Below are 17012 nucleotides of genomic sequence, written 5' to 3' on the forward strand. Positions count from 1 at the left end.
ATTTCACTCAAATAATGGAGAAGCACAGTGCAAATCTTTAATGCCGATCTCGCGATTATCGGAGCCGGAGGCGCAGGCCTACGAGCCGCAATTGCCGCCGCTGAGGCTAATCCTCAGATGAAGATTGCTCTGATCTCAAAAGTTTACCCAATGCGTAGCCACACTGTGGCAGCGGAAGGTGGATCAGCAGCAGTCACCCAAGCTCACGACTCCTATGACTTCCATTTCAACGATACCGTATCCGGTGGTGACTGGTTATGCGAGCAAGATGTTGTTGAATATTTCGTCGAACATTGCCCGACAGAAATGATCCAACTAGAACAGTGGGGCTGTCCGTGGAGCCGTAAGGAAGATGGTTCCGTCAACGTGCGTCGTTTTGGTGGTATGAAGATAGAGCGCACTTGGTTCGCTGCGGATAAAACTGGCTTCCACATGTTACACACGCTATTCCAAACCTCCCTTAAGTATCCTCAAATTCAACGCTTTGATGAGCATTTTGTCCTCGATATTCTGGTAGATGAAGGACAAGCGCGCGGCCTAGTTGCGCTGAATATGATGGAAGGCACCAAAATTCAGATCAGGGCTAATGCCGTTATTATGGCAACTGGTGGCGCAGGCCGTGTATACCGTTACAATACCAACGGCGGTATCGTGACCGGTGATGGTATGGGCATGGCATTCCGTCACGGCGTACCACTGCGTGATATGGAGTTTGTTCAGTATCATCCAACCGGACTGCCGGGTTCCGGTATCCTAATGACAGAAGGTTGTCGTGGTGAAGGCGGAATTCTGGTCAACAAAGATGGCTACCGCTATTTACAAGATTATGGCCTCGGCCCCGAGACACCATTAGGCAAACCTGAAAACAAATATATGGAACTGGGTCCCCGCGACAAAGTTTCTCAGGCTTTTTGGCATGAATGGCGTGCCGGTCGTACTATTTCAACTCCACGTGGCAATGTGGTTTATCTCGATCTACGCCATTTGGGGGAGAAGAAATTACTTGAACGCCTACCCTTCATCTGTGAACTGGCAAAGGCATATGTTGGTGTTGATCCCGTTAAAGAGCCCATTCCGGTCCGGCCTACTGCACATTACACTATGGGTGGTATCGAAACTGACCAGAAATGTGAAACTCGCATTAAAGGGCTGTTCGCTGTTGGTGAATGTTCTTCCATTGGCCTGCATGGTGCAAACCGCCTTGGTTCCAATTCTCTGGCTGAATTGGTGGTCTTTGGCCGTCTGGCGGGTGAAGAAGCAGTAAAACATGTTCAACAAACCAAACCCGTTAATGACCGCACATTGGATGCTCAGGCATGTGATGTAGTCGCACGTTTGAACAACTTGCTGAAACAAAAAGGGACGGAAAGTTGGTCGAAGATCCGTGATGAAATGGGTATCTCGATGGAAGAAGGCTGCGGTATCTATCGCACCCCTGAACTCATGCTAAAAACGATCGATAAGATTGCTGAACTAAAAGATCGCTTCAAACGGGTGAAAATCACCGATAACAGCAATGTGTTCAACACTGATCTACTGTATACCATTGAGCTTGGCTTTAGCCTGGATGTAGCTGAATGTATGATTCACTCTGCGATAAACCGTAAAGAGTCCCGTGGCGCTCATCAACGTCTGGATGAAGGTTGTACCGAACGTGATGATGAAAAATGCCTAAAACATACGCTCGCTTTCTATGACCCTGAAAATGTTCCTCACCTAGAATACAGTGATGTGAAAATCACCAAATCCATCCCCGCAAAACGTGTATATGGCGGTGAAGCCGCGGCACAAGAGAAAAAGTATAAGGAGCAGGAGAATGGTTGATATGAACACCCTGAGAATGGAGGTCATGCGCTATAACCCGGAAAGTGACCATAAACCCCATTTTATAACCTATGAGATTCCTTATGATGAGCAGACTTCTCTACTTGATGCCCTAGGTTACATTAAAGACAATCTCGCTCCCGATCTCTCTTACCGCTGGTCTTGCCGTATGGCTATCTGTGGTTCTTGCGGCATGATGGTTAACCGTGTGCCGAAACTGGCCTGTAAAACCTTCCTGCGTGATTATCCTCAAGGAATGAAAGTTGAAGCGCTGGCTAACTTTCCGATTGAACGTGACCTGGTCGTTGATATGACCCACTTCATTGAAAGCCTGGAAGCGATCAAACCATACATCATTGGGAATGACCGTAGACCTTCTGACGGCCCAAATATTCAAACTCCAGCACAGATGGCAAAATATCATCAATTTTCCGGCTGTATCAACTGTGGCTTATGTTATGCCGCTTGCCCTCAGTTTGGTCTGAACCCTGAATTTATCGGCCCGGCGGCGATCACGCTGGCTCACCGTTACAACCTCGACAACCGAGACCACGGTAAGAAGAAGCGTATGCCCCAACTTAATAGCCAGAATGGGGTATGGAGCTGTACATTCGTTGGTTACTGTTCTGAGGTCTGTCCGAAACATGTCGATCCAGCCGCAGCTATCCAACAAGGCAAGATCGAAAGCGCGAAAGACTTCATGATCGCCATACTAAAACCACAATAAGGGGAGAAAGAAAGTAATGACGACTAAACGCAAACCTTATATCCGCAGCATGGCTCCCAACTGGTGGCAGAAACTGGGCTTTTACCGCTTCTATATCCTGCGTGAAAGTACCGCAGTGACGACTATGTGGTTCAGTATCTTACTGATATACGGTCTATTCGCTCTAAAAGGTGGTACCCAAAGCTGGCATGAATTTGTCACGTTCCTGCAAAATCCCGTCATCCTGCTGGTTAATATCATCACTCTGCTAGGTGCTCTGCTGCATACTAAAACCTGGTTTGAGCTAGCGCCGAAAGCAGCTAACATCGTGATAAAAGGCGAAAAGATGGGTTCTGGGCCAGTAATCAAACTGCTATGGGCCGTCACTATTATCGTCACCATGATTATCTTAGGTATAGCCTTACTTTAACCTCAAGGAGGATCTAATGAATCAAATACCTAAACGTTCCGATGAGCCGATTTTTTGGGGATTATTTGGTGCCGGTGGTATGTGGGGCGCAATTGTGGCTCCAGCCATTATTTTACTCGTCGCCATCCTTTTGCCATTGGAAGTCGCGCCGGAAGCGTTAAGCTACGCACGAATTCTGGCTTTCTGTCAGAGCCTTATTGGTCGTGCGTTCCTATTGCTGATGATTATTCTACCACTATGGTGCGGTTTACACCGTATCCACCACGGTATGCATGACCTGAAAATTCATATCCCTGCGAGTAAATGGATTTTCTACGGCTTGGCAGCGATTCTGAGTTTTGTCGCTATCATCGGCGTTTTTACTCTGTAGTCGAACAACAACGAGCTGAACACTATTTCTGCAATGCAGCGGCATCTGGAGAAGAGGCATGAAACGACTACAAAAAGTCGGTATTTCTTGATAAAGAATATCCTATATTACCCTATGGATTTCAAGGTGCATCGCGACGGCAAGGGAGCGAATCCCCGGGAGCATAGAGAACTATGTGACCGGGGTGAGTGAGTGCAGCCAACAAAGAGGCAACTTGAAAGATGACAGGTATAGAAGCTGCACTGCCAAAATGTGAAACCTTTGGAGTGCAGTTCAATATTAACTGGACAATTTCAGACCGATAATACCGGCGATAATCAGAGCAAAACTTAAAATCCTGGCAAAGCTTGCAGATTCACCAAACACTATAATGCCAAAAATAGCGGTACCCACTGCACCTATTCCAGTCCAGACCGCATAAGCTGTACCTATTGGTAAACCTTTCATTGCATAAGCAAGCAATCCCATACTGAGCGCCACAGCACTGGCTGTAATAAGGCTCGGTATCAACCGGGTGAAACCATGAGTATATTTCAGGCCAACCGCCCAGACGACTTCGAATAAACCAGCAATAACAAGAACAAACCAGGACATATCAACGCCCCATAATAGTGTTGTGGAGTCGTCCCCAGAAAACGGCAGTATATCCAGGTCGTCCCGGATAACCATTAGAAACAGTGATAAATTATAGTCGTGTAAAATGGCAGTATCAATAACACAATATCGTGAGCTCAAAAGACATGAATAGCCATGCCCTCTGTATAAGAAAAACCACAGCCTGCTTCCAGAACTGCGGCTTTTATCAAATACCGTCGGTAATTATTTTACGCGAGAAACGTATTCACCAGAACGGGTATCTACTTTAATCACTTCACCAATTTGAACAAACAGAGGTACTTTAACTACAGCACCAGTGTTCAAGGTTGCTGGTTTACCACCCGTACCTGCGGTATCACCTTTTAGACCTGGATCAGTATCAGTAATTTCTAATTCAACAAAGTTTGGTGGAGTCACAGAGATAGGCTGACCATTCCACAGTGTCAGGATACACTCAGCTTGTTCTACTAACCATTTCGCATTATCGCCAACTGCTTTTTCATCAGCCGCTAACTGCTCGAAAGTTTCGTTATTCATAAAGTGCCAAAACTCACCATCGTTATACAGGTAAGCCAGGTTCATATCCATCACGTCAGCAGATTCTACAGAGTCAGTAGATTTGAAGGTCTTTTCCAGCAGCTTACCGGAAATCAGCTTACGAATACGGACACGGGCAAACGCCTGACCTTTACCCGGCTTCACGAATTCACTTTCAAGAATAGCGCACGGCTCGCCATCTAACATGATTTTAAGACCTGAACGGAATTCATTGGTACTATAAGTAGCCATGGAGATCCTCTTTTAAACAAAATGGCTTAGCCAAAAAATGGCGCACATTATAACCCCAAAGATCATCATCAGAGAAGACTGGTTGAAACAACTTACAGATGTTATTACCGATCCTGATGAATTATTACAATTATTATCTTTAGATAAACACCCGACCTTGACCAAGGGGAGCGGCGCACGTCGCCTGTTTCCACTACGGGTACCCAGAGCTTTTGTTACGCGTATGCAAGTAAGCGATCCTAATGATCCGCTGCTACTTCAGGTCATAACGACACCAGAAGAATTCACGCTTACACCGGGTTTTTCTACCGATCCTCTGGATGAACAGCGCAGTGCTGTCCCCGGCCTATTACATAAATACCGTAATCGCGCACTGTTGCTGGTTAAAGGAGGATGCGCGATTAACTGCCGTTATTGCTTCCGACGTCATTTCCCATACGAAGATAACAAAGGTAATAAACGCAATTGGCAACAAGCGTTAGATTATATTCAGCAACATCCTGAACTTGATGAGATTATCTTCTCCGGTGGCGATCCTTTAATGGCAAAAGATCATGAACTTGACTGGCTGATCAGCAATCTGGAAAAGATTTCTCATATTAAACGACTGCGTATTCACACTCGTCTGCCTGTAGTTATTCCTGCCCGGATCACAACAACGCTTTGCGATCGACTGGCACAATCGAGATTACAGGTGATCATGGTGACACATATCAATCATGCTAATGAGATCGACCAATCCTTACGGAACAGTATGATATTGCTGAAACAAGCAGGTATTACGTTACTCAATCAAAGTGTGCTGTTACGCGGTATCAATAATCATTCTGATACTCTGGCTGACCTGAGCAATGCTCTGTTTGATGCAGGTATTCTACCTTACTACATTCACGTGCTGGATAAAGTACAAGGAGCCGCTCATTTTATGGTCAATGATGAAGAAGCCAAGGGGCTTATCCGGGAATTGCTGACAAAAATTTCAGGTTATTTAGTACCACGTCTCGCAAGGGAAATCGGCGGAGAACCGAGTAAGACACCTCTTGATCTGGGATTAAGGCAAAACTAACAAAAAATTCATGCCCGGATACTTTTCAGCCGGGCATACCATTCAAATTCTGAATGCCATTACTGGCATTTATAGACTTGACCGATCATCTTACTGTCCAGTGGCGCAAAGCTCGATAACAGACTTTCACTCGGACTGGTGACTCCATAAATCACATTTCCCCCCATGACTGCGGCTTTATTGCGTAAATCATTGGCTGCCCCACGCATTGAGCTGCTTTCATTACTTACACCAGTCATCCAATTGCTTTGAGTACCGGTTACTTCACCTAATAACTGGCACTCGCTGCCTGGCTTAGTATCAACAAATCGAACCTGTGAACCACCAGAAGTTAATTGGTTAGTCGTTGTACACCCTGCCAATAGTAACAATACTGAAGCACTGAGCAAAACTTTAATTCGCATGTTTTTCCTCACCCATTGTTGGAAATTCGACAATTAATCATCAATATACCTTGTTGTACACCAATATCGCAAAAAATAATTTATAAAGTCATCCTTCAATAAAGTGTTTAGGTCAAAAATATTTTATGCCAAGGTGAATGCAGTAAGAAAATAGAGAAAAATAATCGAATAAATAACATGAATAAGTTTGATAAATGCTTTATCTTCAAAAAAACATCACTCATTAATCAATACATAAATTATCTATCAAAAAAGCCTTTTATCCATGATATTGACTAACAGATAGAACACTAAAAATATTATTATACCCGTCATCTTTCAAGTTGCCTCTTTGTTGGCTGCACTCTCTCACCCCGGTCACATAGTTCTCTATGCTCCCGGGGATTCACTCCCTTACCGTCGCGATCCATCTTGAAATCCATAGGGTATATTTCCTGTTGGCATATTTATGTTTATTTTTCCATCTGATAAATTCAATTCCCATGTTGCGAATGATATTAAATTTAAACCATCTCGCTCAAAACACTATTAGAACATCTATCAACAGTTGTGATTCGATAATATCTCACGACAATTTTTTATTGAGCAATTATTTGACGTTATATCCCATAAAAACGCCACATATTAATAGGGTTAAATTTCATGTGGATTTTGTTGTATGTAAATAATGATACTTTTTTAACATGGATTCAAGAAACCGTGCCCCATTTGGATAGAAATACCTCCATTGACACCACGATAATGGGCCATCAAACACTTTCGTGGCATCATATTTTCCGACTATCACCATCCATCACCAATGTGGATACGCTCTGTCAGATAGTCCAGAAATACCCGTACCCGTGATGGGAGTTGCCTACCTTGGCCGACAAAAACTGCATATATTTCTTCCTTATCGCCAGGATTATAGTTCTCAAGTACAGGTAGCAACAAACCGCTCCGAATATCAGCATCCACATGGAAACGAGCTAATCGTGCTAAGCCAAGTCCTGCTATTGCAGCTTTACGCATGGTTTCTCCATCACCAAGTAGCAAGTTCCCTGAAGGCAATTGTTGCCCCCACTCTTCCGAATCGATGAAAGGCCAAGCTTTCATATGACGGGTAAAGCCAAAACCAAGTCGATTGTAGCGCCCTAGATCGCTAGGCATAGAGGGTATCCCCATCCTTTCAAGGTATGAAGGAGATCCTACCACAACCATTCGACTTGCCCCCAACTTGCGTACCATGAAACATGAATCGTCCAGAGGACCGGTACGAATCGCCACATCACTACGATCATCAAGTAAATCCACTATCAAGTCACATAATGAGATGTCGAGTGTGATCTCTGGATAACGTTGCAGGAAATCCGGTAGTAAAGGCATCAAGCAATGTTTTCCAAACGCAACATGACAATTCACACGTATCCGTCCACGTAACGCGATTCCCTGATTTGCTTCTTGTTCTGCGGCTATGATGTCCTCCAAAATTCTGACACTACGTTCATAGAAAACAGAGCCTTCAGCCGTTAACTGAAGTTTACGTGTCGTTCTATTCAGCAGCCGTACACCAAGTCGCATCTCAAGTCGATTAATAAGCTTACTGACTGCTGATGGCGTCATATCGAGCTTACGAGCAGCAGCAGAGAGACCTTCCGACTCAATTACTTGAACGAATACAGCCATTTCGGTGGATCGATTAAATTTGTGCATAGATATTTGAATTATTTTCCAAAGTCCTATGGATAAATGAATTTTAGTCTAATAAGCTCATTTTTTCTAAGTTTAAGGAAATATTTTTTTCCTTAAGAATTTCCCCTATGCCAAATCATCTTTAATTACTTAACACCTTGAATCGCTTTTTAAGCTAATGAAGAGGGCAATCACTTTGTAAAACCACAGTTTCACATGGTTCAGGTTTAGGTGCAGCATTGCACAAACTTTAATCACGAGTATAGCAGCACTACAGAAGGAAATAGGAGAAGAGAACGTTATAACAAGAGCAGACTCTTGTATCGTTCATTGAAACATCAGCAAAAATAAAGTTGACGGGAAAGTACTTTAGCTATCCTAGTGGACTTATTACTTGGTAAACACGATGCCGTTTCATCACAATATTGGGGGCAACATCACTGGGAGCAACACCACTTCAACGTACGTTTTTCATAAATATTACGGAAATACAGGAGGCTTTCACCCCTATCTGAAATCAGACCCGGAGACCGATATCCAAGCTTGAACCTCAGCCCGGATATCGGATTTTTTTAAATGCTATTTTAGCGGGGTGGGAATATTCACCATGATATTAATCGGTGACCACGATGGACGTAACCCGCTCGGCTAGCGACCTATGCGGCTATTACATCATACCGCCCATACCGCCCATGCCACCCATACCGCCTGCTGCACCTAAATCAGCTTTATCATCTTTAGGCAGGTCAGTGATCATACATTCAGTGGTGATCATCAGACCAGCGATAGATGCTGCAAATTGCAGTGCAGAACGGGTCACTTTGGTTGGATCCAAAATACCCATTGCGATCATATCGCCATACTGTTCAGTCGTTGCGTTATAACCGTAGTTGCCTTCACCTGCTTTCACGTTGTTTGCGATAACAGATGGCTCTTCACCTGAGTTGTCAACGATCTGACGTAGAGGAGCTTCCATCGCGCGCATTGCAACACGGATACCTACGTTTTGATCTTCGTTATCGCCTTTCAGACCAACAATAGCCGCTGCAACGCGAACCAGTGCAACACCACCACCAGCTACCACGCCTTCTTCTACTGCTGCGCGAGTTGCATGCAGAGCATCGTCAACGCGAGCGCGTTTTTCTTTCATTTCAACTTCTGTTGCAGCACCAACTTTGATAACAGCAACACCACCAGCCAGTTTAGCTACGCGCTCTTGCAGTTTTTCACGGTCGTAATCAGAAGTGGACTCTTTGATCTGCTGATTGATCTGAGAAACACGGCCTTTAATTGCATCTTCTTCACCAACGCCATCAATGATGGTTGTGGTATCTTTGTTGATAACGATACGTTTTGCCTGACCCAGATCTTCCAACGTTGCTTTTTCCAACTCTAGGCCGATCTCTTCAGAAATAACATTACCGTTAGTCAAGACAGCGATGTCATGCAGCATTGCTTTACGGCGATCACCGAAGCCAGGCGCTTTGACCGCAGCAACTTTGACGATGCCACGCATGGTATTAACAACCAGAGTTGCCAGTGCTTCACCTTCAACATCTTCCGCAACAATCAGCAAAGGCTTGCTTGCCTTAGCTACACCTTCCAGAACTGGCAACAGTTCACGGATGTTGGAGATTTTTTTATCTACCAGAAGAATATATGGGTTTTCTAATTCAACAGAACCGTTTTCTGGTTTGTTGATGAAATAAGGAGAGAGGTAACCACGGTCAAACTGCATACCTTCAACGACATCCAGCTCGTCTTCCAGGCCAGTACCTTCTTCAACGGTGATTACACCTTCTTTACCGACTTTATCCATCGCTTCTGCGATCAATTTACCCACAGTTTCGTCGGAATTCGCGGAGATAGTACCTACCTGAGCAATAGAGATGGAATCTGAGCAAGGTACGGACAGTTTTTTCAGTTCTGCCACTGCTGCAACCACGGCTTTGTCAATACCGCGTTTCAGATCCATTGGATTCATACCAGCGGCTACGGCTTTCAGACCTTCAGTAACAATAGACTGAGCCAATACAGTTGCTGTTGTTGTGCCGTCGCCCGCAGCATCATTCGCTTTAGAGGCAACTTCTTTCACCATCTGAGCACCCATGTTTTCGAACTTGTCTTCCAGTTCAATTTCACGAGCGACGGAAACGCCGTCTTTAGTGATTGCAGGAGCACCGAAAGATTTATCCAGCACAACATTACGGCCTTTAGGGCCCAAGGTTACTTTTACTGCATCAGCAAGAATATTTACACCACGTAGCATCTTAACGCGAGCATCGCTACCAAATTTTACGTCTTTAGCTGCCATTGTTTCTTTCCTTTAAATTCGTTCAGTTAAGAAGATCTAAGCGCAACAATTACGCTTCAACAATTGCCAGAATGTCGCTTTCAGACATGATCAACACTTCTTCGTTGTCGATCTTCTCTGATTTAACACCGTAACCATCGTTAAAAATAACGATATCTCCAACTTTCACACACAGTGCTTTTACATCACCGCTTTCAAGGATGCGGCCATTGCCCACAGCCAAAACTTCGCCACGAGTGGATTTACCCGCAGCAGTGCCAGTCAGCACAATACCGCCAGCAGATTTTGATTCAACTTCTTTACGCTTGACGATTACACGATCATGCAATGGACGAATATTCATTGATAGCTCTCCTATAAGAAAGTCCATATCAGGTAAGAGGATTGATACCAGTACGCTTTCATTAAACCAGTATCATAATAAATTAAATGGGGGCCTATTTATGATACTTCAAGGGCAGGCAAAAAAATATTTTACTTTTTTCTTGCCCACAGAAAAAAACCGATGATTAAACCAAACATTCAGAAAATGGCCGCTTATCAATGAGGCTTATGCTCGTCGTCATCGGGTTTATGGTCTTTCAACGTTCGGGAAGGGTCATCCTGCTTACGCTCGTATTCCCCCTCAAAAGTATTACTATCCCGTCTAAACCCACCGCTATTATGAGGACGATAGAAATTGATATGTGGCATCAGTTTCATCACTAATGTTTTTTGAACCGGTGGCAATAACAACAGCAATCCAAGAAAATCCGTAAAAAAACCGGGGAGGAGTAACAGGAAACCCGCCAGTAAAAGAGAGACGCTCTTTATCATTTCCGCAGCCGGACTCTCCCCATTAATCAGCTTCTGCTGGATCTGGATAAAATTCTTTATGCCCTGACTGCGTACCAGAGAGATACCGATACAAGAAGTAAACAACACCAGTAACAGAGTTAACAGTACACCTAGTTCAGAGGCAACACGCACAAATAAGGCTGACTCGATATAGACAAGCAAAAATATCAGGATAAATGGCAACCAACGCACTTGGTGCTCCTTCAATTGATTTGGATGAACAGGTTGTATCCTGAATAAATCATATCAACAAAATCCAAGGGACAACCAAATTAATATTTTTTCAGTTTATTAAAGATATAATTGGGGTCACAGTTATCGTTTTCAATCCACTGAAAATCTTTCTAATTAGACACAAAATTGTGATAAATATCACATATATCAAATCAGACTAAACAAATACCACTATAAAGTGATCCAGATTCAAGGCATTTATTGCTAACCAGCATATGATCACGCCGGCAATCCAGTGATAAAAAGTTCATATCACAACTATTGCAGTTGGCAACATAATGATTTAATGAACGCATAATTAGACAGTAAAAACGTCATCTAATAAGAAGGTTCTCATGTCAAACAACATTCGTATCGAAGAAGACCTGTTAGGTAAACGAGAAGTCCCTGCTGAAGCCTATTATGGTATTCACACCTTACGTGCGATTGAAAACTTCCATATCAGTAACAACACCATTAATGATGTACCCGAATTCATCCGTGGCATGGTGATGGTAAAAAAAGCCGCAGCCTTAGCTAACAAAGAGCTACAAACTATTCCTAAAAAAATTGCTGACATCATCATCAAAGCATGTGACGAAGTGCTCTATACCGGCAGATGCATGGATCAGTTTCCGGTCGATGTGTTTCAAGGCGGTGCCGGTACTTCACTCAACATGAATACCAATGAGGTTCTGGCAAACATTGGTCTGGAACTGTTAGGCCATAAAAAAGGCGAATATGAGTACCTGAATCCCAATGACCATCTGAATAAAAGCCAGTCAACTAACGACGCCTACCCAACTGGCTTCCGCATCGCGGTTTATAACTCCATCCTGAAACTGATCGAGTCTATTGAGCTGTTAATTGTGGGTTTCGATAAAAAATCCAGAGAATTTAATGACATTCTAAAAATGGGTCGTACCCAATTACAGGATGCTGTTCCCATGACACTGGGGCAGGAATTCAACGCATTCTCTATCCTGTTGAAAGAAGAAGTTAAAAACCTCAACCGAACCTCTGAATTACTGCTGGAAGTTAACCTTGGCGCTACTGCTATCGGTACCCGCTTGAATACAGCACCAGGTTATCAGAAATTGGCGGTTGAAAAACTGGCGGAAGTTTCAGGTTTACCTTGCGTACCAGCCGAAGACCTGATTGAAGCCACTTCTGACTGTGGGGCTTACGTTATGGTCCACGGTGCTCTGAAGCGCCTGGCTGTCAAACTGTCTAAAATTTGTAATGACCTGCGTTTGCTTTCTTCTGGCCCTCGTGCTGGCCTGAATGAAATCAACCTACCAGAATTACAGGCAGGCTCTTCTATTATGCCAGCAAAAGTGAACCCGGTTATTCCAGAAGTTGTGAATCAGGTTTGCTTCAAAGTTATTGGTAACGATATTTGTGTTACTATGGCGTCCGAAGCAGGCCAGTTACAGCTCAATGTAATGGAACCTGCTATCGGTCAGGCCATGTTTGAATCTATCTCCCTGCTAAGCAACGCTTGCCGCAACCTGGTAGAAAAATGCGTTAATGGCATCACGGCTAACAAAGAAGTTTGCGAAAATTTCGTATTCAACTCGATCGGTATCGTGACATATCTGAACCCATTCATCGGTCACCATAATGGTGACATTGTTGGTAAAATTTGTGCTGAAACCGGTAAAAGTGTTCGTGAAGTCGTGCTGGAACGAGGCTTACTGACCGAAACTCAATTGGATGACATCTTCTCTGTAGAGAACCTAAAATGCCCATCTTACAAGGCAAAACGTTTTGACGATTAAGTTGTTGAATATAATAAAAAATAGCTCTTAGCAACAAGGCACGCAACTCCAACTGGATAGCGTGCCTTTTTACTTCCCTACATGCACAAAGTATTAACCTAAAATTTTCAAATTTTTAATTATTTCAAGGAGTCACTATTATGTTAGCCGTAGAATTGATTATCGTTCTGCTGGCCATCTTCCTGGGTGCAAGATTAGGGGGAATTGGCATTGGATTTGCCGGTGGTCTTGGCGTTCTGGTGCTGGCTGCAATTGGCGTTAAACCAGGGCATATCCCATTTGATGTTATTTCCATCATTATGGCAGTTATCGCCGCTATCTCTGCAATGCAAGTTGCCGGTGGTCTGGATTATCTGGTTCAGCAAACTGAAAAACTGCTGCGTAAAAATCCAAAATACATCACGATACTCGCACCTATCGTTACCTATTTCCTGACACTGTTTGCAGGTACAGGTAACATCTCTCTGTCAGCACTGCCTGTTATTACTGAAGTTGCGAAAGAGCAAGGCATTAAGCCATGCCGTCCACTTTCCACTGCGGTTGTAGCGGCCCAAATTGGCATCACCGCCTCACCAATTTCCGCGGCGGTCGTTTATATGTCTTCTCTGATGGAAGGCCACGGTGTTAGCTATATCCATCTGTTAATGGTGCTATTACCATCCACTTTCGCCGCTATCGTTCTGATGTCTTTCATCATCTCCTGGGCGTTTAATTCCAAGTTGTCTGATGACCCAGTTTACTTAAAGCGCCTGGAAGACAACCTGGTAACTCTGCGTGGCAGCAAACAAATTGAGATTAAACCAAGGGCTAAAGCTTCCGTTCTGTTATTCCTGTCCGGTGTTATCAGTGTTGTTATTTATGCTATCGTCAATAGCCCAAGCATCGGTCTGGTTGAAGAACCCCTGATGAACACCACTCACGCCATCCTGATCATTATGTTGAGTGTCGCGACTATCACGACGATGTTCTGTTCAGTTGATACTGACGCCATTCTGAACTCCAGTACCTTTAAAGCGGGTATGAGCGCATGTATCTGTATTCTAGGTGTTGCATGGCTAGGAGATACTTTTGTTCAGGCAAACATGGATTGGATTAAAGGCACCGCTGGAGACTTAATCCACTCTCAACCTTGGTTGCTAGCGATCATTTTCTTCTTCTGCTCCGCCCTACTCTATTCTCAGGCAGCCACCGCAAAAGCGTTGATGCCGATGGCTTTGGCTCTTAACGTCACACCATTGACCGCCATTGCCTCTTTCTCAGCGGTTTCTGGGTTGTTTATTCTGCCTACCTATCCAACCTTGGTTGCCGCAGTTCAGATGGATGACACCGGCACGACCCGTATCGGCCGTTTTGTATTTAATCATCCATTCTTTATCCCTGGCACCATTGGGGTTGCTCTAGCTGTTGCCTTCGGTTTCCTATTCGGCAGTATGATCCTCTAATTCTGGCTGCCAATAACCACTTAATCCAGGGGCGTATACCGCCCCTGACTCCCCTCTCCCAAACGATATATTTTCTCTGAAAACCTTCGATAACTGTTTTAATCTTAACCAGAACACTTTCTGGTCTGGCCGCCTTCGGTTATAGTGCTGAGTCTGTTTCATTCGATTAGCGATCATTATCTTTATGATTAAACGTACTCTGATGCTATTTTTGCTGCTTTGCAGCCCCCTTCTTACCCCGGCGGCAGCAAACGCACTGTTTGAACAGCCGGGGCAAAACCCATATTTGCCAGTAGATCAGGCATTCATGTTTGATTTTCAGCAAAAAGGCGACAAATTGACGTTAGACTGGCAGATCAAACCGGGTTATTACCTTTATCGCAAACAACTTCATATTGAGCCGCAACAGGCCACACTGGGTAAAATCACGTTGCCACAAGGTACAGCTCATCGAGATGAGTTCTTTGGTGAAACTGAAGTTTATTTCCAACAACTCATCGTCAATGTTCCTGTTACAAAGGCGAACAACAATTCCAATATCGTTGTCACTTATCAAGGCTGTGCCGCCGCAGGATATTGCTATCCACCTGAAACCCGCCTTGTCCCATTGAGTGCAGTTATTCCATCAAAAACAACTGACGCCATATCTGCTGAACCTGTTCACAAAACGCCAGAAAGTGCATCGAATGATCAACAACATTTGCCTTTCTCACCACTCTGGGCAATTTTGATTGGCATCGGTATCGCCTTTACACCTTGTGTACTACCGATGTATCCATTGATTTCCAGCATTATTCTTGGCAGCCAACGCCCTAAAAGCCTAAAACAGATATTTTGGTTAGCGCTAAGCTATGTTCAAGGCATGGCAGTCACCTATACACTACTTGGATTGATTGTAGCAGCGGCGGGTCTACAATTTCAGGCCGCACTGCAACATCCGTATGTACTGATCGGCTTATCAGTATTGTTTATACTGCTGGCACTGTCGATGTTCGGCCTCTATTCTCTGCAACTGCCTTCCGCTGTTCAGACACGCTTAGTCAACTGGAGTAACCAGCAAAAAAACGGTTCACTTTTCGGCGTATTCGCTATGGGGGCGTTAGCGGGATTAATTTGCTCACCTTGTACTACTGCCCCTTTAAGTGCGATTCTGCTTTACATTGCTCAAAGTGGTAATACCGTGGCAGGTGGCCTAACCCTTTATCTTTACGCTTTAGGAATGGGATTACCGCTCATTGCTGTCACCCTATTTGGCCACAAACTCCTGCCACGCAGTGGGCCTTGGATGCAGTATGTTAAAGAAGCTTTTGGCTTCATTATTCTTGCACTACCCGTTTTCCTGCTGGAAAGGGTTATCGGTGATGCATGGGGAATACGATTATGGAGCCTGCTGGCAGTCAGTTTTCTAGGATGGGGATTTGTTCTGACGATTAGAAGCCAAAACGGTTGGGTACGAGTCATACAACTGATATTGTTAATTCTGATGCTGATAGCTACTCGCCCATTGCAGGATTGGTTTTGGGGTACAACGGTCACACAACAGTCGCAACACAGCCTAAATTTCCGCCAGATAAATAACTGGCAGGAATTAGAACAGATAATGACACAAAACAGCCATAAAACCGTTATGCTTGATTTCTATGCTGACTGGTGTACCGCTTGCAAAGAATTTGAAAAATATACTTTCAGCGATCCACAAGTTCAGTCACAACTGGGTGATACCTTACTGTTACAGGCCAATGTCACGAACAACAGCCCGCAGCAGAAGCAGCTTTTAGAAAAACTTAGCGTTCGGGGATTGCCGACTATTTTGTTTTTTGATTCTCAGGGGAAAGAGATCCCCGATTCACGGGTAAATGGCTTTATGGATGCCACCCGCTTTAATGAACATTTGCAACATCTGCCAAAATGACTCAGAAGGAGAACACCATGCAACGAGAACAAGTTCTTAGTCATGCCTTAAACTTACTGGAGCAACATGGCTTATCCATCACAACTGAGGTACTTTTTGGCTCGCTTAACATGGATATCGAATATCTCAAGCAATTCTGGCCCGATCGGGAAGCTCTACTTTATGACTGTCTACGTTATCACGGCCAACAGATTGAAGTCTGGCAGCGACAGATATTACTGGATGAAAATATAACACCAGAACAGAAGCTACTAGCTCGTTACACAGCCCTTGATGAAAAAGTAAAAGAGAAACGCTACCCAGGCTGCCTATTTATCGCAGCCTGTAGCGCATTCCCTGAACCTGACCACCCTATCCATCAATTAGCTGAATTACAAAAACAGAGTTCTTCTCGTTACACTACTGAGCTATTACATCAACTGGATATTGAAGATTGCGAACTCGTTGCTAAACAGATGGAGCTGATTCTGGAAGGCTGCCTGAGTAAGCTACTACTCAAACGGGATATTGGTGATATCACTACGGCAAAACTGCTAGCAGAAGATGTTTTAGCTATTGCCTTATGTCGCAAAAATGGTGCGTTAAGTTAACAAAAATCAGCCTAAGATGAACAACCACACAAATTCCGAGCAAAAAGAAGGCAGTCAATCCGCTTT

16 protein-coding genes are annotated in these 17012 nt (G+C 44.1%); 9 read left to right on the forward strand and 7 right to left on the reverse strand.

What is annotated here, in order from left to right; genetic code table 11:
- Nucleotides 1-27 precede the first annotated feature (27 nt).
- Genes frdA through frdD form a run of 4 tightly spaced genes read left to right on the forward strand, consistent with a single transcriptional unit; the run spans nucleotide 28 to nucleotide 3330 of the window.
- Nucleotides 28-1824, forward strand: a complete 1797-nt coding sequence (frdA, locus tag AACQ38_RS00165; protein WP_165577120.1) for a fumarate reductase (quinol) flavoprotein subunit — start codon at nucleotides 28-30, stop codon at nucleotides 1822-1824.
- On the forward strand, nucleotides 1817-2551 hold the full coding sequence (locus AACQ38_RS00170; RefSeq protein WP_165577121.1) for a succinate dehydrogenase/fumarate reductase iron-sulfur subunit: 735 nt from the start codon (nucleotides 1817-1819) through the stop codon (nucleotides 2549-2551). Before frdA ends, AACQ38_RS00170 begins: the two co-directional genes overlap by 8 nt.
- A gap of 16 nt (nucleotides 2552-2567) precedes the next feature.
- Nucleotides 2568-2960: a fumarate reductase subunit FrdC gene (gene frdC, locus AACQ38_RS00175; protein WP_011148243.1), complete on the forward strand. Its 393-nt coding sequence runs from the start codon at nucleotides 2568-2570 to the stop codon at nucleotides 2958-2960.
- Nucleotides 2961-2976: 16 nt separating this feature from the next.
- Nucleotides 2977-3330: a fumarate reductase subunit FrdD gene (frdD, locus tag AACQ38_RS00180; protein ID WP_165577122.1), complete on the forward strand. Its 354-nt coding sequence runs from the start codon at nucleotides 2977-2979 to the stop codon at nucleotides 3328-3330.
- Nucleotides 3331-3609: 279 nt separating this feature from the next.
- Here frdD and sugE read toward each other — a convergent pair whose 3' ends face one another.
- Both sugE and efp read right to left on the reverse strand, forming a co-directional pair.
- A complete protein-coding gene (sugE, locus tag AACQ38_RS00185) occupies nucleotides 3610-3924 on the reverse strand; it encodes a quaternary ammonium compound efflux SMR transporter SugE (RefSeq protein ID WP_011148245.1) in 315 nt (104 codons plus the stop codon).
- Between the two features lie 225 nt (nucleotides 3925-4149).
- Nucleotides 4150-4716, reverse strand: coding sequence for an elongation factor P (gene efp, locus AACQ38_RS00190; protein WP_113025820.1), 567 nt, complete (start codon nucleotides 4714-4716; stop codon nucleotides 4150-4152).
- Between the two features lie 37 nt (nucleotides 4717-4753).
- Between efp and epmB the strand changes: the two genes are divergently transcribed.
- A complete protein-coding gene (epmB, locus tag AACQ38_RS00195) occupies nucleotides 4754-5782 on the forward strand; it encodes an EF-P beta-lysylation protein EpmB (protein ID WP_011148247.1) in 1029 nt (342 codons plus the stop codon).
- Between the two features lie 59 nt (nucleotides 5783-5841).
- Here epmB and AACQ38_RS00200 read toward each other — a convergent pair whose 3' ends face one another.
- The 5 genes from AACQ38_RS00200 to AACQ38_RS00220 all read right to left on the reverse strand — a co-directional run bounded on the left by AACQ38_RS00200 (nucleotide 5842) and on the right by AACQ38_RS00220 (nucleotide 11200).
- Nucleotides 5842-6186 (reverse strand): DUF4156 domain-containing protein, encoded by a 345-nt coding sequence (locus tag AACQ38_RS00200; RefSeq protein ID WP_011148248.1) that lies wholly within the window; start codon nucleotides 6184-6186, stop codon nucleotides 5842-5844.
- A gap of 783 nt (nucleotides 6187-6969) precedes the next feature.
- Nucleotides 6970-7851, reverse strand: coding sequence for a LysR family transcriptional regulator (locus tag AACQ38_RS00205; RefSeq protein WP_242685491.1), 882 nt, complete (start codon nucleotides 7849-7851; stop codon nucleotides 6970-6972).
- Nucleotides 7852-8524: 673 nt separating this feature from the next.
- A complete protein-coding gene (gene groL, locus AACQ38_RS00210; protein WP_165577124.1) occupies nucleotides 8525-10171 on the reverse strand; it encodes a chaperonin GroEL in 1647 nt (548 codons plus the stop codon).
- A 49-nt stretch (nucleotides 10172-10220) separates the two neighbouring features.
- Nucleotides 10221-10514: a co-chaperone GroES gene (locus tag AACQ38_RS00215; protein WP_011148251.1), complete on the reverse strand. Its 294-nt coding sequence runs from the start codon at nucleotides 10512-10514 to the stop codon at nucleotides 10221-10223.
- Between the two features lie 197 nt (nucleotides 10515-10711).
- Nucleotides 10712-11200: an FxsA family protein gene (locus tag AACQ38_RS00220; RefSeq protein ID WP_011148252.1), complete on the reverse strand. Its 489-nt coding sequence runs from the start codon at nucleotides 11198-11200 to the stop codon at nucleotides 10712-10714.
- 377 nt (nucleotides 11201-11577) lie between these two features.
- Here AACQ38_RS00220 and aspA point away from each other — a divergent pair, with 377 nt between their 5' ends.
- From aspA to dicD, 4 genes are all read left to right on the forward strand, one after another.
- Nucleotides 11578-13002, forward strand: a complete 1425-nt coding sequence (gene aspA / locus AACQ38_RS00225) for an aspartate ammonia-lyase (RefSeq protein WP_165577125.1) — start codon at nucleotides 11578-11580, stop codon at nucleotides 13000-13002.
- Between the two features lie 140 nt (nucleotides 13003-13142).
- Nucleotides 13143-14444 carry an anaerobic C4-dicarboxylate transporter gene (locus AACQ38_RS00230; RefSeq protein WP_113025816.1) on the forward strand — a complete coding sequence of 434 codons (1302 nt, stop codon included), beginning with the start codon at nucleotides 13143-13145 and terminating at the stop codon, nucleotides 14442-14444.
- 184 nt (nucleotides 14445-14628) lie between these two features.
- A complete protein-coding gene (locus AACQ38_RS00235; protein ID WP_165577126.1) occupies nucleotides 14629-16356 on the forward strand; it encodes a protein-disulfide reductase DsbD in 1728 nt (575 codons plus the stop codon).
- 17 nt (nucleotides 16357-16373) lie between these two features.
- Nucleotides 16374-16946 carry a division control transcriptional repressor DicD gene (gene dicD / locus AACQ38_RS00240; RefSeq protein ID WP_165577127.1) on the forward strand — a complete coding sequence of 191 codons (573 nt, stop codon included), beginning with the start codon at nucleotides 16374-16376 and terminating at the stop codon, nucleotides 16944-16946.
- Nucleotides 16947-17012 lie beyond the last annotated feature (66 nt).

Origin of the sequence: Photorhabdus sp. RW14-46, from assembly GCF_963887965.1 — a bacterium.
Classification (GTDB): domain Bacteria; phylum Pseudomonadota; class Gammaproteobacteria; order Enterobacterales; family Enterobacteriaceae; genus Photorhabdus; species Photorhabdus laumondii.